This is a genomic window from Pseudomonas sp. MF09150 (genome assembly GCF_059862355.1).
The window spans coordinates 135929-158198 of the sequence record NZ_JCBCUS010000001.1; the positions used below are offsets into that span (position 1 = coordinate 135929).

The 22270-nt window shown below is 62.9% G+C and carries 17 protein-coding genes; 4 read left to right on the forward strand and 13 right to left on the reverse strand.

Annotated features, from left to right (window positions below):
• The 9 genes from AC19YX_RS00575 to AC19YX_RS00615 all read right to left on the reverse strand — a co-directional run bounded on the left by AC19YX_RS00575 (position 1) and on the right by AC19YX_RS00615 (position 13066).
• Positions 1-1854, reverse strand: a complete 1854-nt coding sequence (locus AC19YX_RS00575) for a polyurethane esterase (RefSeq protein WP_500605398.1) — start codon at positions 1852-1854, stop codon at positions 1-3.
• Between the two features lie 79 nt (positions 1855-1933).
• Complete coding sequence (locus tag AC19YX_RS00580; protein ID WP_500605399.1) at positions 1934-3634, reverse strand: polyurethane esterase; 1701 nt, start codon at positions 3632-3634, stop codon at positions 1934-1936.
• Between the two features lie 43 nt (positions 3635-3677).
• Positions 3678-5036, reverse strand: coding sequence for a TolC family outer membrane protein (locus AC19YX_RS00585; RefSeq protein WP_500605400.1), 1359 nt, complete (start codon positions 5034-5036; stop codon positions 3678-3680).
• A 2-nt stretch (positions 5037-5038) separates the two neighbouring features.
• Entirely contained in the window at positions 5039-6373 is a 1335-nt protein-coding gene (locus tag AC19YX_RS00590) for an HlyD family type I secretion periplasmic adaptor subunit (RefSeq protein WP_500605401.1), read from the reverse strand.
• The gene (locus AC19YX_RS00595; RefSeq protein ID WP_500605402.1) at positions 6370-8148 is read right to left on the reverse strand and encodes a type I secretion system permease/ATPase; all 1779 of its coding nucleotides are present in this window, start codon (positions 8146-8148) and stop codon (positions 6370-6372) included. Before AC19YX_RS00595 ends, AC19YX_RS00590 begins: the two co-directional genes overlap by 4 nt.
• 218 nt (positions 8149-8366) lie before the next feature.
• Positions 8367-8753, reverse strand: a complete 387-nt coding sequence (locus AC19YX_RS00600; protein ID WP_421546833.1) for an AprI/Inh family metalloprotease inhibitor — start codon at positions 8751-8753, stop codon at positions 8367-8369.
• Positions 8754-8846: 93 nt separating this feature from the next.
• On the reverse strand, positions 8847-10295 hold the full coding sequence (locus tag AC19YX_RS00605; protein ID WP_078473429.1) for a serralysin family metalloprotease: 1449 nt from the start codon (positions 10293-10295) through the stop codon (positions 8847-8849).
• Between the two features lie 296 nt (positions 10296-10591).
• Positions 10592-11692: a DmpA family aminopeptidase gene (locus AC19YX_RS00610; RefSeq protein WP_078473430.1), complete on the reverse strand. Its 1101-nt coding sequence runs from the start codon at positions 11690-11692 to the stop codon at positions 10592-10594.
• 9 nt (positions 11693-11701) lie between these two features.
• Complete coding sequence (locus AC19YX_RS00615) at positions 11702-13066, reverse strand: APC family permease (RefSeq protein ID WP_078473431.1); 1365 nt, start codon at positions 13064-13066, stop codon at positions 11702-11704.
• A 215-nt stretch (positions 13067-13281) separates the two neighbouring features.
• Between AC19YX_RS00615 and AC19YX_RS00620 the strand changes: the two genes are divergently transcribed.
• The gene (locus tag AC19YX_RS00620; protein WP_500605403.1) at positions 13282-14085 is read left to right on the forward strand and encodes a helix-turn-helix transcriptional regulator; all 804 of its coding nucleotides are present in this window, start codon (positions 13282-13284) and stop codon (positions 14083-14085) included.
• A gap of 63 nt (positions 14086-14148) precedes the next feature.
• Here the strand turns inward: AC19YX_RS00620 and feaR are convergent, their stop codons facing one another.
• From feaR to AC19YX_RS00640, 4 genes are all read right to left on the reverse strand, one after another.
• A complete protein-coding gene (feaR, locus tag AC19YX_RS00625) occupies positions 14149-15087 on the reverse strand; it encodes a transcriptional regulator FeaR (protein ID WP_078473433.1) in 939 nt (312 codons plus the stop codon).
• Between the two features lie 149 nt (positions 15088-15236).
• A complete protein-coding gene (locus AC19YX_RS00630; protein ID WP_078473434.1) occupies positions 15237-15824 on the reverse strand; it encodes a DUF3156 family protein in 588 nt (195 codons plus the stop codon).
• Positions 15790-17307 (reverse strand): APC family permease, encoded by a 1518-nt coding sequence (locus AC19YX_RS00635; protein WP_078473435.1) that lies wholly within the window; start codon positions 17305-17307, stop codon positions 15790-15792. The genes AC19YX_RS00630 and AC19YX_RS00635 overlap by 35 nt, the downstream gene beginning before the upstream one ends.
• 190 nt (positions 17308-17497) lie before the next feature.
• Positions 17498-18985, reverse strand: a complete 1488-nt coding sequence (locus AC19YX_RS00640) for an aldehyde dehydrogenase family protein (RefSeq protein ID WP_078473436.1) — start codon at positions 18983-18985, stop codon at positions 17498-17500.
• 271 nt (positions 18986-19256) lie between these two features.
• Between AC19YX_RS00640 and AC19YX_RS00645 the strand changes: the two genes are divergently transcribed.
• The 3 genes from AC19YX_RS00645 to AC19YX_RS00655 all read left to right on the forward strand — a co-directional run bounded on the left by AC19YX_RS00645 (position 19257) and on the right by AC19YX_RS00655 (position 22254).
• Positions 19257-20591, forward strand: a complete 1335-nt coding sequence (locus AC19YX_RS00645; protein WP_201130927.1) for an aminotransferase class III-fold pyridoxal phosphate-dependent enzyme — start codon at positions 19257-19259, stop codon at positions 20589-20591.
• 86 nt (positions 20592-20677) lie between these two features.
• Complete coding sequence (locus AC19YX_RS00650) at positions 20678-21352, forward strand: helix-turn-helix transcriptional regulator (protein ID WP_078473438.1); 675 nt, start codon at positions 20678-20680, stop codon at positions 21350-21352.
• Between the two features lie 80 nt (positions 21353-21432).
• Positions 21433-22254, forward strand: a complete 822-nt coding sequence (locus AC19YX_RS00655) for a molybdenum cofactor biosynthesis F family protein (RefSeq protein ID WP_500605404.1) — start codon at positions 21433-21435, stop codon at positions 22252-22254.
• Positions 22255-22270 lie beyond the last annotated feature (16 nt).

Below are 22270 nucleotides of genomic sequence, written 5' to 3' on the forward strand. Positions count from 1 at the left end.
TCAGGCGAGGACGATGCCCGCGCCGTTCAACTGCTCCAGGCCCACGCCCACCAGGGTCACCGAAGCCTGGCCAAAGCTCAGCAGCGTGTCATTGCCCACCGCCGTGGCGTGGGCACGGTAGCTGTCGTTCGGCGCCACCCCGGCCACCCCCATGAACACCAGGCTGTCACTGGGCTGGTACCCCAGCAGCCGGTCATGGCCGAAGTCGCCACTGAAGACAAAGGTGTTGTGGCCGCCCCCCGCCTGCAGCAGGTCATCACCGGCGCCGCCGACAAACACGTGATGGCCGAGTTCGCCCAGCAGATGATCGTTGCCCCCCAGGCCGAACAGCCAGTCACCCACGCTGTCGGCCCGCACCTGGTTGGCGCCGGCGTCGCCACTGTGGGACTTGGCGTAGGCGGTCAGCACCGAGCCCGCCAGCAGGCCTTTGTCCGTGACCTGGTGACTGACCTCATCCTTGAACAACCCCCACAACGCGCCTGACTCCTTGCTGGTCAAGGTGCCGATATCCCGGGTGATGCTGATACCGCCCTGGGCATCGCGGATGTACAGGCTGCCGGCGCCATCGTTGGCAAATTCCAGGTTGTGCACCGACTGCTGCAACTCCAGGGTGTTGTGCCCCTGGCCACCGAGCAGGATGTTGTAGCCGCCGCCATCACGGAACGTATCGTTGCCCGCGCCGCCCTCCAGGTAGTCATTGCCCTTGCCGCCCTGGATCAGGTCGTTACCGTCGCTGCCGATGATAAAAGTGCTGCCCCGGTGCGCCTCGGCATTGCGGTTGAGGTCCTGGACCCAGGTGCCGGCCCGTGCCGGGTCAGACAGGTTGGCGACGATGATGGTCGAGTCCTGGTGGGTGAAGTCATAGAACGCCGAGTTCAGCACCCGGGTCATGCCGGAGTCGTAGCCACTGGGCAGGTGGGACAGCCAGGTGGGCACATTGAGAATCGAGAACGGCAGCAGGTTCCAGGCGCTGGAGGCGTAGAAGTCGTTGAAGCTGACGATGTTATTGGTCGCCGACTCATGAGGCGCATCGTGCACCCCGAGGGATGACAGGTTGAAGGTGGAACCGTCCAGGGCGCGAAACACCGGGTCGTTTTCAAAGCCGATGTTCAGCACTTTGTCGCCGGCGCTCTGGGTCGGCGAAGCGTAGGCCAGGTACTGGGCATCCTTGAAAAACCCGTCCCAGCGCCCTTCGCTTAGGTCCGCCAGGCTATTGACTGCCAACCCGCCCAGGCTATGGCCGCTGACCACGATATCCGAGCCGCTCAGGCCATTGGCCCGGGCAAAGGCCGCGACATCGCCCAGCAGGCCGCCGAACGCCTCGCCGCTGTAGTTCTTGGCGTAGTCCTGGGGCCCCAGGGCCGCCAGCAGGTCGTTGAGCACATCGCCGATGGAGTCGCTGATCACCGATTCGCGCGGGCCGCTGGTGCCGCGAAAGGCAATGCCGATCGAGGTCAACTGGCCATTGGCGTCGTACTGGCCGAGGACTTCGGCCTGGGCCGTGGTGTAGCCGGCCTTTTCACCAAAAAAAGTGCCACGCACATCGACCTTGCCGCCATACCCCAGTTGGGCGGCGCTGATCGGTGTCCAGCCGGCCTGGTGCAAGGCGTCGAGGGCGGCCTTTTCCGAGTCGGGGTTCCACGGCACGCCGGGAATCACCCCCTGGGAATCGCTGCTGCCGATCAGTGCGCTGACCAGGGTCGCCGGCAGGCCGAGGCCGAAGCCGTTGTGCTGATAGCCCACGGCAAAGCCGTTATCGAGGTTGTGGTAGGAATACAGGGTGATTGCCAGGGCATCGGCGAACAGCGCCTTGCTGCCTTCGCTGCCGAGGTTTTTGTAGTCATAGACCGCCATGATGGTGCCTCTCTTTTGGGAAAACCGGGCTGAAACCGGCGCCGCCAGCAAGCCGACGGCGCACGCTTGCACTGCCTGCTCAGGCGAAGACCAGCCCCGCGCCGACCAGGCTGTCCGGGGCGATACCGACCAGGGTCACGGAGTAGTCGCCCACACTCAGCACCGTGTCCTGGCCGCTCTGCGTCAGGTGCTGGCTGTAGTCGTAGCCCTGCCCGGCACCTTCGACGCCGAGGAACACCAGCCTGTCGCTGCCCTGGTAGCCGTGCAGGGTGTCGAAGCCAAAGGCGCCGTTGAACAGGAAGGTGTTGCCGCCGCCGCTGGCGTACAGCTCATCGTTGCCGGCACCGCCGACGAAGGTCACCTGGCTGTGCTCGCTGCGCAGCAGGTCATCGCCGCCAAGGCCGAACAACCAGTCGCCCTCGCCGCTGGCCACCAGTGAATTGCCGTAGGCATCGCCGTTGAGCGAATGGTTGTAGGGCGTCAACTGGTCACCGGCCAACAGCCCGGCAGCGGTGACCTCGTGACTCACCTCTTTGCTGAACAGGCCCCAGGCAAAGCCCGGCTCCTTGCTGACCAGGGCACCGATGTCCCGGGTCAGGCTGATGCCGCCGTAGGCATCGCGCACATACAAGGTGCCGTCGCCATCGTTGGCCAGGGTGAAGTGATCGAGGGGCTGGCGCAGTTCGAACACGTTGTGTCCCTTGCCGCCGAGTATCACGTTATAGCCGCCGTCATCGCGAAAACGGTCATCGCCATCGCGGCCTTCCAGGAAGTCATTGCCACGCCCGCCCTTGAGCAGGTCGTTGCCGTCACTGCCAATGATAAAGGTGCTGCCCGTATGCGCCTCGGCATTGCGATTGAGGTCTTCGACCCAGGTGTTGCCACGGCTGGACGACGACAGGTTGGAAATGACCAGGGTCGAATCCTTGCTCGTCAGCCCGTAGAAGCTTGAGTCGATCACCCGATTCAGCGCATCGGCATACCCGGCCGACCCGTGGGCCTGCCACGACTGCGGGTTGAGAATGCTTTGCGGCAGCAGGTTCTCCAGAGTGCTGGCGTAATGGTCGTTGAAGTTGACGATATTGTTGGTGGCCGAGGGCTGTGGCTGATCGTGGCTGCCCAGGGAGGTCACGCTGAAGCGGGTGCCGTCGAGCACCCGGAATACCGGGTCGTTTTCAAAACCGATGTTCAGCACCTGGGGCGTGGCCGGGCTCTGGGTCGGCGAGGCAAAGGCCACGTAGTTGGCCTGCTGATAAAACCCGCCCCAGTGCTCGCCACTCAGGGCCGCCAGGCTGTTGACCGCCAACCCGCCCAGGCTGTGGCCGCTGACCAGCACATCCTTGGCCCCAAGGCCCTGGGCCTGGGCGAAAGTCGCCACGTCCTGCAGCAGTTGGTTGAAGGCGTTCTGGGTGTAGTTCTGGGCGTAATCCACCGGACCGATCGCCGCCAGCAGGTTGTTCTTGATATCACCCAGGGTGTCGCTGAAACCCAGGCCACCGGTGCCGCGAAAGGCAATGCCGATCGAGGTCAGTTGGCCATTGGCATCGTATTGGCCAAGGACCTCGGCCTCGGCGCTGGTGAAGCCGGCCTGCTCCCCGAAAAACGTGCCCTGGGGACCGACCCGGCCCTGGTAACCCAGAGCCTCGGCGCCAATCGTCAGCCAACCGCCGGGCTGGGGTTGGCCGTCAGGGGCGTAGGCATAGAGCGCCAGGGTCATGGCGGCGCTGTACTGCGCCTTGGCCTCCTGCTCGGAGAACTGCTTGTAAGCAAAAATGCCCATGGGGGTTTCCTCTCGTGTGCTGATCATGTCTGCCCGGAGCCCGTCAGTGCGAGCTGCGCGGCACAAAGGCCTCGTCGACCCGCGCCAGGTCCGCTTCGCGCAGGGTGCCGGCGTAGTAATGCAGCTTGGTCCAGGCCATCAGGTAGTCGTAGCGCGCCTGGGCCAGGTCGCGCCGGGTGCTGTAGAGCTGTTGCTCGGCGTTCAGCGCATCAAGGTTGACCCGTTCGCCGCCGAGGATGCTTTGCCGGGTGGAGACCACCAAGGCCTCGGCCGAGCTCAGGGCTTTCTGATAGGCCCGCAGTTTGTTGGCGCCCGACAGGCAGGCACTGAACTGGCGCCGCAGCTCGATCAGGGTTTCGCGGGTCTGTGAGTCCAGTTCGTACTCGGCCTGCTCCATGGAGCGGCTGGCCTGGCGGGTCGCCGCCGACACCCCGCCGCCGGCGTACAGCGGCACGCTGACCTCGATGCCGATGGTGTTGGTGTCATAGCGCTGGTTGTAGGTATTGCCGCTTTCCGACTCGTTCTGGCGCACCGAGGCATAGGCGTTGAGCTTGGGCATATGCCCGGCGCGGTTGCGTTCCACCTCGTAACGCGCAACTTCCAGGCGCTGGCGACCGGAGGCCAGGTTCGGGTTGTTGCTCAGGGCCAGCTCATGCCAGGTGGCGAAATTGGCCGGGGTCAGGGTGAACACCTGGAAACCCTGGTCCAGCGGCTGCAAGTCGCCGATATCCACCGCCGGCACCCCGATCAGCGCCCCCAGTTCCCGTAGCGAGGCATCCTGTTCATCCCGGGCCTCGATTTCTTCGGCGGTGGCCAGCTCATAGCGTGACTCGGCCTCAAGGATGTCGGTGCGGGTGCCTTCGCCCTGCTGGAACATGTGCTGGTTCTGCTGGAACTGCTGCTCGAACGCGCGCTTCTTGGCCTGGGCAATGTCGATCTGGTCCTGGGCGAACAGGGCCTTGGTGTAATAGGTCAACACCCGAACCAGCAGCTCCTGGCTCTTGCCGCGAAAGTTCTCATCGGCAAACAGCGCCTGGGCCACGCCCTTGCGGTAGGCCGCGTAGGCTTCGTAGTCGATCAGCGGCTGCTGCAGGGTGAAGGACGAGCCATAGCTGCTGTAGTTGCGGTCCTCATGCTGGGTGCCGCGCACGGTGTCGAGGTAGGTCACCTTGGAGGTGTTGCGGCCCTTGTTGTAGCTGTAGCCCAGTTTGGGCAGCAAGCCGGCGCGGCCAATGGCGCGGTTTTCCAGACCGGCGTCGCGTTCCTTCATGGCGCCGAGGAACACCGGGTCGTTGCGCAGCGCCTGCTCGTAAATCTGAAACGGTCCCATGGCCCAGGCATTGCCACAGGCCAGCAGCAGGACGGCAGCGAAGATGGAAAGCTTACTCATGCGACGCAACATCCTTATTCTTCGGTCAACGCGGAACCTGCCCGGTCGAGCAGTGGCTTGAACAGGTAATTGAGCAGCGAACGCTCGCCGGTGCGCACGAACATCTCGGCCGGCATGCCGGGTTTGATCACCAGGCCATTGAGCGCTTCCAGCGCCTGTTCGCTGACGCTGCTGCGCAGCACGTAGTAGGGCACGCCGGTTTTCTCATCGAGCATCTGGTCGGCGGAAATCAGGCTGACCTCCCCCGGCACCCGGGGCGTGCGGCTCTGGTTGAAGGCGGTGAACAGGATATCCACCGGCAAATGGCTGCCGACCTTGTCCACCAGGTTCACCGGCAAGCGCCCTTCCACCTCCAGCCGCGTGCCCTGGGGCACGATCTCCAGCAGGGTTTCTCCGGCACGCACCACCGCGCCTTCGGTGTGCACCCCGAGGTTGACGGCGATGCCAGCGGATGGGGCGACAATTTCGCTGTGCTGCAGGTCAAACCCGGCCGAGGCCAGTTGCTGCTCCAGGGTCAGGCTCTTGAGCTGGGCATCGGCCAACTGGCTGCGCACCTCCTTCTGGTACTCCTCGGCGTGCTGCTGCAACTTGAGCCGCGACTCGCGGATACCCTGCTCCACGCGTCCGCTTTCGCCGCTGTTCTGTGCCAGTTCCTGCTGCACTTGCGACAGTTGGCGCTGGTACTCCAGCAAGCGATTGCGCGGGATATAGCCGTTGTCGGCCAGGGGTTGCAGGTTGCCCAATTGCTGACGCAGGGAGTCGGCCTGGTTGTTCAGGTCGTTGCGCGCGCGGCGCATGCCGGCCAGTTGCGCACTGGCGCCTTCGATATTGGCGCCGATGGCCGCCTGCTCGCGGGAGAATGCCTCGCGCCGGCTGCTGAACAATTGCCGCTGGCCTTCCAGCACCAGGCCCAGGCGCGGGTCGTCATCGCTGCTCAACTGCGGCGGGAAGTCGACCTGCTTGAGGTTGTCGCGCTCGCTCTGCCAGCGCGCCACGCTGGCCCAGGCCATGCGGTACTGAGCCTGGAGCGACTGCACATCGGCGCCGATCTGGGTCTGATCCAGGCGAAACAACGGCTGGCCCTGGCGCACCGCCTCCCCCTCGCGCACCAGGATCCGGCTGACCACCCCGCCGCTCATCGATTGCACCGCCTTGCGTTTGCCCGACACCACCACCGTGCCCTGCACCGGGATCCCCTGGTCCAGCGGTGCCAGGGCCGCCCAGGCAAAAAAGCTGCCGGCGCCGAACAGCGCCAGGGCCCAGCCCAGCCGTGCAAAAAACCGCGCGTCGCGCTCCGGGCGCGGTGCTGTGTAAGTGCTGTCATTGATCATCTGCTGGTCCTGGCTCATGGGCCGTTACTCCGGTTCGGCGCCTGGTATTGCCGGCTCATGCTCAAGCCGGCCGGGGTCGCGGCCGGTGCGGGATTGGGCGTGCGGGCCGCTTCCTGTGCACCGGCCAGGGCCTTGAGCACTTCCTGGCTCGGGCCAAAGGCCTGCAAGCGCCCTTCGTTGAGCACCAGCAACTTGTCAGCCTGGGCCAGGGCCGAGGAACGATGGGTCACCAGCACCACGCTGGTGCCCTGGGCCTTCATCTGGGCGATGGCAGCGGCCAGGGCGCTTTCGCCCACGGTGTCGAGGTTGGAGTTGGGCTCGTCGAGCACCACCAGGCTCGGCTTGCCATACAGCGCCCGGGCCAGGGCCACCCGTTGCTTCTGGCCACCGGACAAGCCGCTGCCCTCATCCCCCAGCAGCGTGTCGTAGCCCTGGGGCAGGCGCAGGATCATCTCGTGCACCCCGGCCTGCTGCGCCGCTGCCACCACTTGCTGCGGGTCGGCCTCGCGAAAGCGCGCGATGTTGTCGGCGATGCTGCCGCTAAACAGCTCGATGTCCTGGGGCAAGTAGCCGATATAGGGGCCCAGTTGCTCCCGGTCCCAGCGATGGATATCGGCGCCATCCAGGCGCACCGTGCCCGCCAGCGTCGGCCACACCCCGACCAGCACCCGGGCCAGGGTCGACTTGCCGGAGCCCGAGGCGCCGAGCACCCCCAGCACCTCGCCGGCCCCCAGGCTGAAGCTGACCTGTTGCAGGGTCGCCAGGCGTCGGCCCGGTGGCCCGGCGCTGACCTGCTCTAAGCTGACCTGGCCCTTGGGCGCCGGCAGCGCCATGGCGCTCTGGCGGCTGCCGAACTCCTGCAGCAGCGCGTCCAGGCGCTGATAGGCCAGCTTGGCGGTGCTCCACTGTTTCCACACCGCAATCAGTTGATCGATGGGGCTCAATACGCGCCCCATCAGGATCGAGCCGGCAATCATCATCCCCGCACTCATATCCCCCTTGATCACCAGCAAGGCCCCCAGCCCCAGCACCAACGATTGCAGGCACAGACGCAAGGTCTTGCTCAGGGAACTGATGACCGCGCCGGTATCGCTGGCCTGGTTCTGCAACCCGAGAAACCGCGAGTGCACCTCGAACCAGCGTTTGCGCAGTGCCCCGAGCATGCCCATGGCCTGGATGGTTTCGGCATTGTGCAAATGGCTGCTGGCCAGTTGCGTGGAGCGTTGGGAATAGCCGCTGGCCTGGCCCAGGGGTTGCCGGGTCATGGCTTCATTGAGGCAGGCCAGACCGATCAGCAGCACGGCCCCGGCTGAAGCCAGTACACCCAGCCAGGTGTTGAACAGGAAAATCACCAGCAGGTAGATGGGAAACCAGGGGGCATCGAAGAAGGCGAACAGCGCCGGACCGGTGACGAACTGGCGAATCTGGGTCAAATCGCCCAGTGACTGGCCGGCATGGCCTTCACCACGCGCCAGGTTGCGTTCGAACGCCGCCTGATAGACCTGCAGGTTGAAGCGCCGCTCCAATTGGCTGCCGATGCGAATCACGATAAAGCTGCGCAGCACTTCAAGCAGGCCGATAAACGCAAAGAAGCCGACCACCATCAGGGTCAGCATCAGCAAGGTGGTCTGGTTCTGCGAGGTGAGAACCCGGTCATAAACCTGGAGCATGTAAATCGATGGCACCAGCATCAGTACATTGATCAACGCCGTGAAACACCCGACGCTGATCAAAATACCCTTGTAATCACCGAGCGCCTTGAATAAGGGTGCGGCTTGAGTGGTCTTCGCCATCTTGGTTGGTCTTCCCTGAACTAATAACCTGAACCTTGCGGCGCAGGAAGACATGCATCGCCCGACGCAATACGGGCGCTGTTTATATATAAAGCGGGCATACAACAACAGGCTCTACTTGTAGACGAGTCAGTGTTGTCCTTATTTAGCAGTCAAGGGTCAATGACTGACAGCCTTGTATGACTTGCGCCATTGACGCGGGCTCTTTTGAACTAAGGCTAGTGCCCTGCGCGCTGCAGTACGATCACCAGTCCGGAACTCAAGGTGCTTTGATAAAGCCCCTCTTTCTGTCGACTCAGGAAGATGATCTTCGATCCTTCGGCGCCGGTGACGGCGATACCGTCGGGCTCGGGAAACCAGCCGATGGCGGCCGCACCCAGCCACTGGGTCAGGCAGTCGGCGCCCGCCCCCAGGGTGCCGTTGGGCAACAGTTCAAGGGCACATTGCTGCGCCGGTTGCGCCGGCTGTTGCAATTGCCACTTTCCGGCCAGTTCAGAGGGGTCGGCCAATCTCAGGCTGCTTGCCATGGTTACATCTCCAAAAAACATCATCAGCGTCGTGAACAGCCACGCGCGGGGCTTGCAGGTCAAGGCTTTGCGGGTCATCGGGGGCTCCATTCGCGGGCTAGCCTCGCTCAGGCGCCCGGCCATTGCAACAACAGAGGGCGACGCTTTCGCGCCTCCCTCCTTGCTGCTCAATTACGCAACGATATCGCTGAATGCCGCCTGGCCCACGGTGCTGACCAGGAAGTCCGCCACGCCGTGCCCGGAGAAGTCCACCGACAGGGTGCTGATGCCCCCCGAGGTGCTGAGCACGGCGTCGCCGGCAGCACCGGTGAAAGCATTGACGAAGTGCAGGCCAGCGCCTTTGGTGATGCCCGTCAGGTCAATTTTGTCCAGGCCGCTGACAAAATCCATGATCTGGTCGGCGGCACCCGGCCTGGAATCGGAACTGGCGGCAAACACGAAGGTGTCGGAACCGGCCCCACCCCAGAGTTTGTCCGCGCCACCGGCGCCGTAGAGGATGTCGTTGCCGGCACCGCCACGCAGCTCGTTGGCCCCGTTGTTACCGATCAGCAGGTCATTGCCCGAACCGCCGATGGCGTTTTCGACACTGACACCCTTGGCGATGGAGACGTTGCCCACCAGGCCGCCAACGTCGGAGAACGAGGCTTCATTGAGGTTGATCTTCTGGTTCTGGGTGAAACCGGAGAAGTCCAGGGTGTCGTTGCCGCCCCCGTCCCAGACCGAGAACACCAGCTTGTCCGACGCCGAAGTGGCGCTGAGAAAGTCACGCCCGGTGTTGGAGTTGAAGCCATAGGTGGTATCGCCCGCACGGGTGCTGGTGTTGGCGCCGTAGAGCTTCTGGATCGCGGCAATATCATCCATCAGCGGGCCGGACGAATAGGCTTCGACCCCGCCCTTGCTGAAGTTCTGGTTGGTATTGCTTTCACTCCAGTAGCTCATGACGCTGTAGCCACGGGTGTCCTGGCCATAGGTCGCGTCGCTGTAGGACGGGTTGCCGTTGCCCGCGTTGTAGTCGCCGGGGTGCGCCAGGCCCAGGGTGTGGCCGATTTCGTGAGTCAGGGTCTGACGGCCGTAGTTGTTCAGCTCCGGGTTCTTGTTCTGGGTGTAACTGCTGTTGGTCAGGTACCAGGAGGTGCCGTCATAGCCGGCGCCGGTCCCCGGCAGGTAGGCGAAGGCCGCCGCACCATCCTGGCCACCGCTGTAGTTGCCGAAGGTCATGTGACCATCGCCGCCGGAGGCTTTTTCAGTGAAGGTGACATTCGCCACATCCGACCAGGACTGCATGGCCAGCGCGGCCTGGGCCTTTTGCTGGGCGCTGAACTGGCTGAACCCGGAGATCCCGTGCTTGTACAGCGTGCTCGAGGACGCCGACGTCAGGAAGGTGTAGGTCAGCTCGATCTTGCCGCTGCCGTTGAGGTCCTGGTAGGCAGCGCCATCGCGCAGCAACTGGGTCGCGGCCTGATCGACCGTGTAGGAGGGTTTGCCATTGACCGTCAAGTTACCGCCACGGTCATACTGATGGCTGAAGCTATTGATCTGGTTATACGCCGAACTTGCAGCAGCCAATGGCAGCAGCGCTTGTTCAGCAGCAGTAATAGCGTTGTCTTGTACTTTCGACATGAACACTTCCTTGTAATCAATGGAGCAGTTTTTTTCGATAGCAACAATCCCTGGCGAGATCGTCCTATCACTCGCCCAATGCAGGCGCAAGAAAACTGACACAATTTTAAACAAGACGTCTAGTACTTTTTTGGCGTCAAACTTTGTTGTCCAGACAAACTCCCGCAAACAATGATCGGGCCGGTAAAAGATTATTTTTAAAAGCCAGCCCGACAACTAATTGTCCGACAATCGACAATTTAATAATTAAATAATCGACACTAAATAGAGCATCCATCGGCAACTTTAGAGTTGCATTAAGTTGCTTTCCAGCCGCTGCATTGCAATGCCTCCAGCAGGGTTTGCGCGTGCAGCGCCGGCACCAGGGTGCCACTGCGGGTGGTCATCGGCTCACCCGCCAGCAAGGCATTGATGATCGCCTCTTCCACCGCTTCCGCCGCTGCGCTGAACAAGGGTGAGATGTGATCGTTGTTGAGCATGGCCAGCGGCGTACTCAGGGGCAGGTCCTTGCGCCCGTAGTCGGCGGCAGGCAGGTCCTGGTTGCCGGTGGCGAAGGCCAGGAAGATATCGCCGCTGGAATCTTCGGTGCCGCCCCCGGTGCGCGCGATGCCGATCGACGCACGCTGCGCCAGGCGTTGGCACTGATGGGGCAGCAAGGGTGCATCGGTGGCCAGGATCACCACGATCGACCCCATGCCCGGGGTGCCGCCCTCGTCGAAAGGTGAAGCGATGCCCATCAAGTGGCGCCCCACCGGATAACCGTCGACCCGCAACTCCTGGCGCTTGCCATGATTGGCCTGCACCAGTGCACCCACGGTAAAGCCACCCTGCTCCGCCGGCAGCCGCCGTGAAGCGGTGCCGATACCGCCCTTGAACTCATGGCAGATCATCCCGGTGCCACCGCCCACCGCGCCCTCTGCGACCGGCCCCGACTCAGCCAGGGCCATGGCCTCGCGCAGGTGTTGCGGGCCTATGTGCTGGCCCCAGATATCGTTGAGCAGGCCGTCGTAGGTTTCCATCACCACCGGCATGCACCAGTACACCGCCGGGTCCGCCAGGCTGTCGCGCTCGGCGGCAATCAGGGCATCGCGGACCACGCCGACGCTGTGGGTATTGGTGATCGCCAGCGGCGTCGCCAGCAGTCCGGCCTCGCGGATCCACTCAAGCCCAGTGGCGTCGCCGTTGCCATTGAGTACGTGGCAGCCGGCGAAACAGGGTTGTTGGCGAGCGTGACCGGCCCGCGGCTGGATCAGGGTCACGCCACTGCGCACCTGCTTGCCGTCGACCTCGGTCTTGAGCGTGCTGTGACCGACCCGCACCCCCGGTACATCGGTGATCGCATTGAACGGGCCAGGTGTGCCCAGGCCCAGGCTGATCCCCAATTGACGTGCGCGCATAACCACTCCTTACAGTTTTTGAAAGGCCGGACTGAACCGACCGTTGGTGCCATACAGAATCACCGACAGTGCCAGCAGGCCGATGATCACCATGATGTCCCTGAGCGACGCTTCAAGGAACAGACTGACCAGCAAGTAGCCGGCGCCCAGTACTGCCAGCAACGCCGGCAGCGGCCACAGCGGCATGCGGTACGGATGCTCGCGATCGCGCAGCAGCACCCGGCTGAGCAAGGCGCACAGCGCCACGATCAGGTACACCAGCATGATCAGCAGCACGCTGAATGACGTCAGGTCCGCCAGGTTCGAGCTGAAACTGAGAATCGCCGAGGGCACCGCCAGGAACAGCGTGGCCATCCACGGCGAGTCCCAGCGCGGATGAATGCGGGTGAACAGGCGATTGATGCTCGGGGTCCAGAGCGCATCGCGACCACTGCTGAATACCACCCGGCCAATCTGGATCACGATGGCGACAATGGCGTTGAACACGGAAAGGAAGATTCCGGCACTGACCACCCGCGACAGGGTTTCATTGCCATGGCTGGTCAGCAGATAGCCAATCGGGTCGGGGCTGGCGAGCATTGCAGTGAGAGACGGCGCACCGATCAACAGCGCGGTGAGCGGCACCAGCTCAATGATCACCACCAGCACCAGGGACCACAGCACCGCCTTGTGCACGCCACGGCCCTGGCATTTCATGTCTTCGGCCAGCAGCACTGCCGGACCGTAACCATTGTAGGAAAACAGGCCAATGCCCACTGCACCGATCACCAGGGCCCAGGGCGCCATGTGCAAGACGCCGTTTTCGACGATTTGCGGATGCACCAGGATGCTCAATGGTTGTGTGGCGTTACCGAAGCCCAGGCACACGATCACCAGCAACGCGGCAATCTCCAGCAACAGACAGGTCCCGGTGATCCAGGCATTGAGCTTGATATTGAGGATGCCCAACAAATAACTGCAGACCACAATGACCAGGGCGACGGTCTGGGAATCGTACTGGGTGCCCAGGGCATTGTTCAGGTAGGTGGCGGCACCGGTTGCCAGCACCGGCGGGATAAACAGCAACATCACCAGCACCGTGAGAAAGGTCGCGTAACCGGCCATGCCGCCGAACACCCGCTTGGCATAGACGTATTCACCGCCGGCGCTGTTGTGGGCGCGGCCCAGTTCGGCGTAGCAAAAGGCGAACATCAGGGCCAGTAACCCGGCCATCACGAAAGCCAGGAACACCCCGCTGCCGGCCTGGTGGATGGCAAAGGGCGCAATCACGAACACAGAACTGGCGGGGGTCACACCGGACACGGTAATGGCCACCACATCGAACACACTCAGGGTCGGTTTCAGTGCGCCATCGGGCGCAGCGGGAGAGCTCATATCGTTATCCTCGTGGTTATTTTTGGTCTGAGGCAGAAACGAAAATAAATCGGCTGGGTGCGTTCTGGGCCGCACTTGATGGACGCTACTCTAGAGCGCCCGGGTGGCCCGACCAATTCCCCTATTGGAGTACTCCCCCTTGACGCCGTGGCGCAAATGCCCGAAACCCTGCACCAACGCCCATCACCGCCCCCCCCTGAAGTGGAGCCACGTATTTGAGCACTCTGTTCCGCGAAGTCGGCATGCATGCCGCGCTGGGCCGTACCCTGACGCAGATCGGCACGCCTCGCTTCTGGAAGCAGCTGATCCTGCTGCTGCACCAGGCCTCGCCGTTCGATAACGCCCTGGCGATTTTCTACCCCCGCGATGGCCTGCCCCAGGCCCTGGAGGAATACGACGCCGAGCCTACGAGCAAGCCGGCATCGATGCTCAGCTACCTCAATGGCTTGTACCTGCTGGACCCGTTTTTCCAGGCCTGTCGCGAGGGTTATCCCAGCGGCCTGTACCGCCTGGAGGAAGTCGCCCCCGATCACTTTCGCCAGAGCGAATACTTCCTCAACTACTTCCACGACAACGTGCTCGAAGACGAGCTGCAGTTGATCCTGCAGATCCCCGAGGGCGGCACCCTGTCGTTGTCCCTGGGCATGCAACGGCTGTTCAGCACCGAAGAAGTCGGCCAATTGACCACGTTTGCGGCCTGGGTCCTGCCGCTGATGCAGCAGCACTGGCAGCAAAGCGCAGTGCGCGCCCTGCCCGCGCCCGCCGAGGAAATGGCCAGCCAGATCCGCGATGCGCTCAGTCATTTCGGTTGTGGAGTGTTGTCGGACCGGGAGCTGGAGATTGCGCGCCTGATCCTGCGCGGGTTTTCCTCAAAGGCCATGGCCGAGCGCCTTAAAATTTCCCCGGACACCATCAAGGTTCACCGGCGCCACCTGTACGCCAAGCTCGATATTTCCTCCCAGCCCGAGCTGTTTTCGCTGTTTATCCAATCCCTGGGGCATGACCTGGAAAACCCCTGAAGCCAGGGGTTTTCCGCAACAGCAGACACGGGCCAGAGGTCGACCTGGTGCCGGGAACCGCGCCTAGCCGTTCAATGAGTGGGCCCGGTAATCCCGTGGTGACTGGTCAAAGTGCTTTTTGAAGGTACGGCTGAAATGCGCCGAATCGGTAAAGCCCCACTTGAAGGCGATATCGGTGATCGACTCATTGCGCAGCCGCGGGTTGCTGAGGTCGGCAGCGCTGCGATTGAGCCGCGAACGCTGGATGAATCGGCAGACGCTGTCACCCTGCTCCTCAAACAGACGGTACAACTGGCGCACGGAAATATTCATCTGATTAGCCAGGGACACCGGGCTCAGGTTGGGCTCGTTCAGCGACTGCCGGATCAATTGCTGTGCCTGGCTGCACAGGCTGCCCCCGTGCAGGCTGTCGTAACCGTCCAGGCTGTGGCTGCTGGCCTGGCGCAGCGTGGGGCCGAGCAAGGCAATCAAGGCTTCCTGCAACGCCTCGCCCTCCTGCTGGGCGGCGCAGCCTTGCAGCTCGCCGGCGCAGATCTGCTCCACCAGCATGCGCATCAGCCGGCCGCTGGCGCAGTTCTGCGACAGCTTGCCAAACTTGCGCTGATGGGCCGGAAGGTGGCGGTACACCTCATCCCGGGACAGGTGGAACGAAGAGTGCTCAATCAGGCCGTGGGGCACGATTTCACAAGCGCCGGCCGAGTCCAGCAGCGCCATGTCTCCGGGCGCCAGCTCGATCGTCTCGCCGCCCTGGCGCAGCTGGGCATGGCCGCTGCGCTGCATGATCAGGAAGCAGTGGCGATCGTCGTCCTGATCGACACTGGTGCTCTTGCGCGAGATCAGCCCGGCATTGGTGCGGATCTGCGCGACTTCCAGGCCTGCGTAATCCAGCAGCCCGACCTCACCGATAAACAACGCCGAGTTCAGCGCCGGGCGTGCGTCAAAACGACCGCACACACCCTGCAGCGCGCCGACCCAGGAACCGAAACTATGCGAAGCAAGCATGTGCACCTCCAGAAGCCGGTTGAGACCGCCTTTGTTGTTATGGCGATATCATTAACATGTTATCTATTTGCCAGGCAAGGAGCCTTGGCACCATGGATAGTTTGTTATGGCTTAAGCACGGCGTATGCCAGCAGAGACGGTTATGGTTGTCAGAACTCTCCTAGAAGGCTGTACAACCGGGTGAAGGTGGCCAGCAACGCGGCGCGCTGCTCGTGGGTCAGACGGATGTAGCGACGAAACCCGGGCAGACGATTGACCACTTCACTGGCACCGAAGTGTTCCAGGCGTACCTGCCAGCCCTGCGCGTCGCGTTGCAGCTCCAGACGCTTGAAGTCCAGGGGCAGCAGCGCAGCGAGCAAGGGCGCATCGGCGTGCAAGCGCTCCAGCAGTGGTGCCATCGCCTGCGCAGAACCCTCACTCAGCCGCGCAGCCACACCCTGGCGACGGATCGCCCCGGTGTGGCGCAGCACGATTTTCGTCGCCTCGGTCTGCTGGCTGGGCACCCGCAGCACGAACTCGCACACCACGATGTGCATCAGCAACTGGGCCTGGGCCCGCTCCTGCACCTCAAACTCCAGGTCGCCCGTGCTGAATTGCACCCGAGTCGGGCTTGCGACCTCACATTCCAGACCCGCGAGATCACGCCGCAGTTGCCCCAGGGTAACGCCCGGGCGATAGCCGGAGGGCGGCCGGTCCCAGACATCAGAGAGGTTTTGCAGCCAGCTTGAACTGTTCATCAGGCATCGCTCCCGGCGCGTTGTGCACCTCTGATTGCAGGTTGAACGCTTTCTCCAGCACCTCTTCCACCGGCACCGGGCGGAATGGATTGACCTTTTGCACAAACACGGTCCAGACCAGGGCGTAGACCGCCGTCAGGCCGAGCATGCTGCCAAATGGCACATAGATATCACGCGGATTCATGCCCGGCGGGGTGATAAACCACATGCCCAGCAGAATGCCCACCGAAGAGACGATCTGCGGCAGCGGGAACCACGGCGACTTGTAGGCCCGTGGCAAGTCCGGTCGACGAATGCGCAACACCACCACCGACAGCGTGACCAGCAGGTAAGCCGTACTCCAGGCGCAAACCGCCGCCAGTACCAGGTGCATGATGTTGTCGGTACTGCCACCCAGCCACCAGGCGTGCAGGCACGGAATCAAGACCGCCACGGCAATGCACAGCAACGGCGTCTTGAAGCGCGGATGCAGGTAGGTAAAGACTTTGGGCAAGGCGCCATCCAGGGCCATGCCGTAGAGAATCCGTGGCAGGCCGGCCATCAGGGTATTGATCGTCGCAGCGCCGGCGAACAGCAGGCCGACACCCAACCAGATACGCCCGAAGGGCCCCATGATCTGCTCGGCGAACTGCGGGATGGCCATGGGCGTATCCAGCAAATGCACGCTGCCGTCTGCGGTAAGGGGGATATTGGCCACCTGGCGTTTCATCGCCGCGCCGTAGATGAACATGCACGTGGCCACACCCACCAGGCCCAGGGCCATGGCTCGTGGAATGGTCTTGGCCGCCTTGCGCACATCCGGGGTCAGGGGCGTGACGAACTCGCAGCCGACGAACATGAACATCGCCATGCCCACCAGTGACAGGATCGTCGGCAGGTCGGTGCCGACCATGGACTCGCCAAACCAGCCATTGAGCTCCACTGCCGGTGCCTTGATCACTCCAACCACGCCAAAGATGATCAGGGTGGTCCACATGCCGAAGGTCAGGATCACCTCGGCGCGGCTGAACGCGGTGATGCCCACGGCATTCAGCAAGCCGAAGAAAATCACCAGCCCGACCCCGACCAGCCAGGCGCTGCCGCTTTGCTCGAGCATGGTGTTGAGTGACTCGAAGTTGACCAGGGCCATGATGCCGCTGAGGATGGTTTCCGCCGTGCCGGCAAACACATGCACGATCAGGTAGGCGGAAATCGTCCCGGTGATGGCAAAAAACCGTCCCAGGCCACAGGCCAGGTAGTCATACACCGAACCGTTGGTGGGTAGCAGGCACGCGGCTTCGGCGAAGGTGGTCGACTGGGCGAGCATCATCACCATGGCGATCACCATGGCCACGGCAAAGGCGCCGCCGCCCAGGCCGAAGCCGGTGGTGGCGGTGAGGATCACCGGGCTGGCCATGATCAGGCCGACCGCACTGGCCAGTGCCGTGGGGAAACCGACCACGCCCTGGTTCAGGTGTCGGGTGAGTTTGTCGTTGAATGACATGGTTCTGGACCTCGAAAGCATGCGTTAGTGATTGTTGTTTTAGGCATTTCAAGGGCGCACCCGAAGGTGCGCGAATTGCTTTGCTGTCTGACGCAGCTTGAACGGAACCTGCTCGACTACCCGAGCAGGCACTGTCGTGCAACAGGGCCATCGACGTCTCCATCGTCGAACTGACGAGGCCTGCAGCCAATCAGTAGGCGATGCATACCGACTTGTTCTCGGTATACGCCTCGATCGCCGCATGGCCCATCTCGCGACCGATGCCCGATTGCTTGTAACCGCCAAACGGCATCGACGGATCGAGCATATTGTGGGTATTGACCCAGACCGTACCGGCCTTGATTCGCGGAATCAGGGCCATGACCTTGGCCAGGTCGTTGGACCAGATGCTCGCCCCCAGCCCGTATTGATTGTCGTTGGCCAACTCGACCACTTCATCCAGGCTGTCGAACGGGGTGGCCACCACCACCGGACCGAAGATCTCCTCACGCACCACCTGCATATCGGCAGTGACATCGGTGAGCACTGTCGGGCGCACGTAGAAGCCCTGCTCGCCATGGGCAACGCCACCACAAACCACCCGCGCACCTTCGGCCACACCACGCTCGATCATGCCCAGCACGCGTTTTTGCTGTTTTGCCGAAATCAGCGGGTTGATCTGTGCCTGTTCATCCAGCCCGGGGCCAATGTTCAGCCCACCAGCGATGGTTGCCAGCCGCTCCAGCACCTGGTCGAAGATCGCGCGCTGGATATAGAGGCGCGACCCCGCGGTGCACACCTGGCCCTGATTGAAGAAGATGGCCCCTGCAGCACCGGCGGCCGCCACCTCGGGAGAGCAATCATCGAGCACGATCACCGGGGATTTACCGCCCAGCTCCAGGGAAAACCGAGTCATGTTGTCGACTGCGGCATGCCCGATGACCTTGCCGATCTGGGTCGAGCCAGTGAACGCCACTTTGTCGATCCCCGGGTGCCCGGCCAACGCGGCACCGGCGACGGCGCCAGTACCGGTCACCACGTTCACCACGCCTTCAGGGATGCCTGCTTCCAGGCACAGCTGCCCCAGGCGCAAGGCCGTCAACGGTGTTTCGTCCGCCGGCTTGAGCACCACCGTGCAGCCACAGGCCAATGCCGGAACGATCTTCCAGATCGCCATCAGCAACGGGAAATTCCACGGCACGATGGCCCCCACCACCCCCACCGGCTCCGGCACCGTATAGGCGCGGTACTTGGCTCCGGGCACCGCGGCGATCGAAACGTCCAGGCTCTTGCCCTCGATCTTGGTCGCCCAGCCCGCCATATAACGGGTGAATTCCGCTGCGGCGCCGACTTCCAGGGCGCGGGCAAGGTGGATCGACTGGCCGTTGTTGAGGGTTTCGAGCTGGGCCAGGTGTTCGCCGTTGGCCTCTAGAAGGTCGGCCAGTTTCAGCAGCAGACGCTCACGGTCGGCCGGGCGTTGCGCTGCCCAACTGCCGCAGAAGGCTCGGCGCGCAGCGGCAACGGCGAGGTCGACATCCGCCGCGGCAGCCGCGGCCACCCGGGTCAGCTCCTCGCCGGTGGCGGGGTTGAAGACCGGCATCTGCGCACCGGATAGCGCTGGCTGGCTGTGACCGTCAATCAGCAGTCCATGCTGACTGTCTATAAATGCAGCGACACGTGGGTCGATGGCAACGCTCATCTGGAATCCTCGGAAATAGACCTAGTTCGAGACAGACTCTGAGCGCAAAGCCGAACGTCGTCTTGATCCTGGCTGCCGGGAAACTTGGCACTGGCTGCCAGCCCATCGATGCCTTGCACAATCGGTCACCAATGATCGCTGCGCGCGGCGTCATGCCTTGCATCAGTCTGGCAGTGACGATCAAGAACCCTGGCACACAGAGGCAAGCGCCAGGGGTATAAATGACGCACTAATAGACCCACGCTGTCCGTGCGTTATCAGGAGACTCAACGTGAGCGAACAAAGCCGCTTCTGGCACCCCATGCTGCACCCCAACGAAATGAAGCAACGCGAGCCGATTCGTATTGTCCGTGGCGATGGCTGCTATGTGTATGACGACAAGGGCCACCAACTGGTGGATGGCGTTGCCGGGTTGTGGAACGTCAACGTCGGCCACAACCGCAAGGAAGTGAAAGCGGCGATCACCGCGCAGCTGGATGAGCTGGAGTATTTCCAGTTGTTCGACGGCGTCAGCCACCCTCGTGCCGAAGAGCTGTCGCGAGTGGTGATGAACCTGCTGGAGCCCGAAGGGATGCGCCGCGTGGCGTTCAGCAGTGGCGGTTCGGACGCCATCGAAACCGCCCTGAAGCTGGCCCGCCAGTACTGGAAACTCGAAGGCCAGGCCGATCGCACCAAGTTCATCTCCCTGCGCCAGGGCTACCACGGCACCCACTTTGGTGGCGCCTCGGTCAATGGCAACACCGTGTTCCGTCGCAACTACGAGCCGCTGCTGCCAGGCTGCTTCCATGTCGACACCCCATGGCTGTACCGCAACCCCTACAGCCAGGACCCGGAAGAACTCGGCAAGATCTGCGCCGACATTCTCGAACGTGAAATCCAGTTCCAGAGCCCCGACACCGTCGCGGCCTTTATCGCCGAGCCGATCCAGGGCGCCGGCGGCGTCATCGTGCCGCCCGCCAACTACTGGCCGCTGATCCGTGAGGTGTGTGACAAGTACGGCGTGCTGCTGATCGCCGACGAGGTGGTGACCGGTTTCGGCCGCAGCGGCTCGATGTTCGGCAGCCGCCTGTGGGGCGTGAAACCCGACATCATGTGTTTGGCCAAGGGCATCACCTCAGGCTACATCCCCCTGGGCGCCACCGTGGTCAACGAACGGGTCGAAGCGGCGTTCGAGAAGAACAGCAACTTCACCGGCGCCATCATGCATGGCTACACCTACTCCGGGCACCCGGTGGCCTGTGCTGCGGCCCTGGCCTGCCTGGATATCGTGGTCAAGGATGATTTGCCGGCCAATGCCGCGAAAATGGGCGACTACATGCTCAAGCGCCTGCAGCCCTTTGCCGAACGCTTTGACAGTGTCGGCGAAGTACGCGGCAAGGGTCTGATGGTCGCCCTCGACCTGGTGGCCGATAAAACCACCCGCGAGCCAATCGACCCCATGAGTGGCTACGCCAACCAGGTGGCACAGATTGCCCGCGACAACGGCGTCATGGTGCGCCCGGTGGGGACCAAGATCATTCTCTCGCCACCTCTGGTGATCCAGCAGGAGCAGATCGACGTGATCGTCAATGCCCTGGAACTGGGCCTGTCCCAGGCGCGCCGCTGACGCTACCCAGCGGTTGCTGCGCTCGATAAGGCCCCTTCGGGCCTTATCGTCCCTTTGAGTGGTTGCCTCAATCCAAGGAGTCATCGATGAGCCAGTCACCCGCCCTGCCCGATGCCCTCGAACTCGGCCAGCGCTGTATCCGGGCATTTACCCAGGTCGTGCCGGCCACCCTCTGTGCGTTCTATCGCATTGACGAGCAACTGCAGGCCCAACACTTTTCGCTGCATCGCATGACCCCGCACATGCACGACGCTTACCTGCAACGCTACCGTCACTACGACCCGTTGCGGCCCCGCAACTGCGCCGCGGCAGGCCGCCCGGTGCTGTCGCTGCACATGGGCATGGCCCAACAGGGCCGTCACGAGACCGAGGTCTACCAGGGCTTTTTACAACGCAACGGGGTGTGCGATGTGGTGGAGATCCTGGCCAGCGACGGTCAGCGGCCGATTGCCGGCTTGTCGCTGCTGCGTGATGCCAGCCTCGGACGTTTCAGCCCTGATGAGCTGACAACCCTGCACGCCCTGCAGGGGCTGCTGGAAATCGCCGCCCAGGCGCCCTACTCCCAATCCGACCAACGCCTGGCCGCACTCACCCCGAGGGAGCAGGAAATCGCCTGGCTGCTGCGCGAAGGCGCCAGCAACAAAGTCATTGCCCAGCACCTGGGCCTGGGCCTGCCGACGGTCAAGACTCACCTGATCAACCTGTTTCGCAAAGCCGCTGTCGGCAACCGCACCGAGCTGGTCAAGGTGCTATTCCTCTAGAACTCAACCATCCGGTTGATGGGCGACGCGGGTCGACGGGATGACTATGGAGTCTTCCCTCAACCGACAAGACCCAGCCCATGACCACCCACACACAACCAGAATGGATCACCGTCGGCGCCCTGGCCGATGGCTTTGCCAGCGACAACCACATCCTCCCGGCACTCGATGACCTGAAGGGCCGTAGCCTCACGCTGCACTTCGCCAATGGCTGGCTGATCGAGCACCAATTCGGCGCCGAGACCCTGCACTGGCAAACCGCTGATAACGACGCCAGCGGCGATGCGCCCTATCGCGCCAGCTCAATCCGGCCGGGCATCTACCTGGTGGACTTTCTCAAGCTGGAAGACGGCCGGACCCACTCGGTCAGCCTGGTGCTGGACTTGATGCACAACCTATTCACCGCCGTGATCGGGCAGATGCCGACCCAGGCCGAAGCCGCAGTCGACCTGTTCAGCCGCGCGTTATCCGGCCGGGAGCTGACGGCAGTCAGCGCGCAGTTCCTGCATGGCAGCATCGACTCGCCCTTCACCCCCGATACCCCTCGACACGCGCCGACCCTGGAGCTGGTTGGCCTGCGCAACCAGTACATCTACAGCGCCACCGAAGCCTATGAGCATGTGTACCTGAACTCGAACTTCTACAGCTGGCAGTGCCTGGAAGGCGTTGAACAGGGGCTGGCGGATACCGACCGCTGCCACTACTACAAGGTCGCCGATCAGCTCTACCTGTTTGTCTGGCGGGAAAAGATCATCCCCACCCTGGGCCTGGTATTGATTGACCTGGCAGCCGGCAAGACCGACGGCAAGATCTTCGGCTACCAGGGCGACGACTTCAGCAGCGCCGCCAACTTCCCGGTGGGCGCCCTCGCCTACGTGCTCAATCGCACCGAATACCGTTAAGCCCCTTTGAACTGGA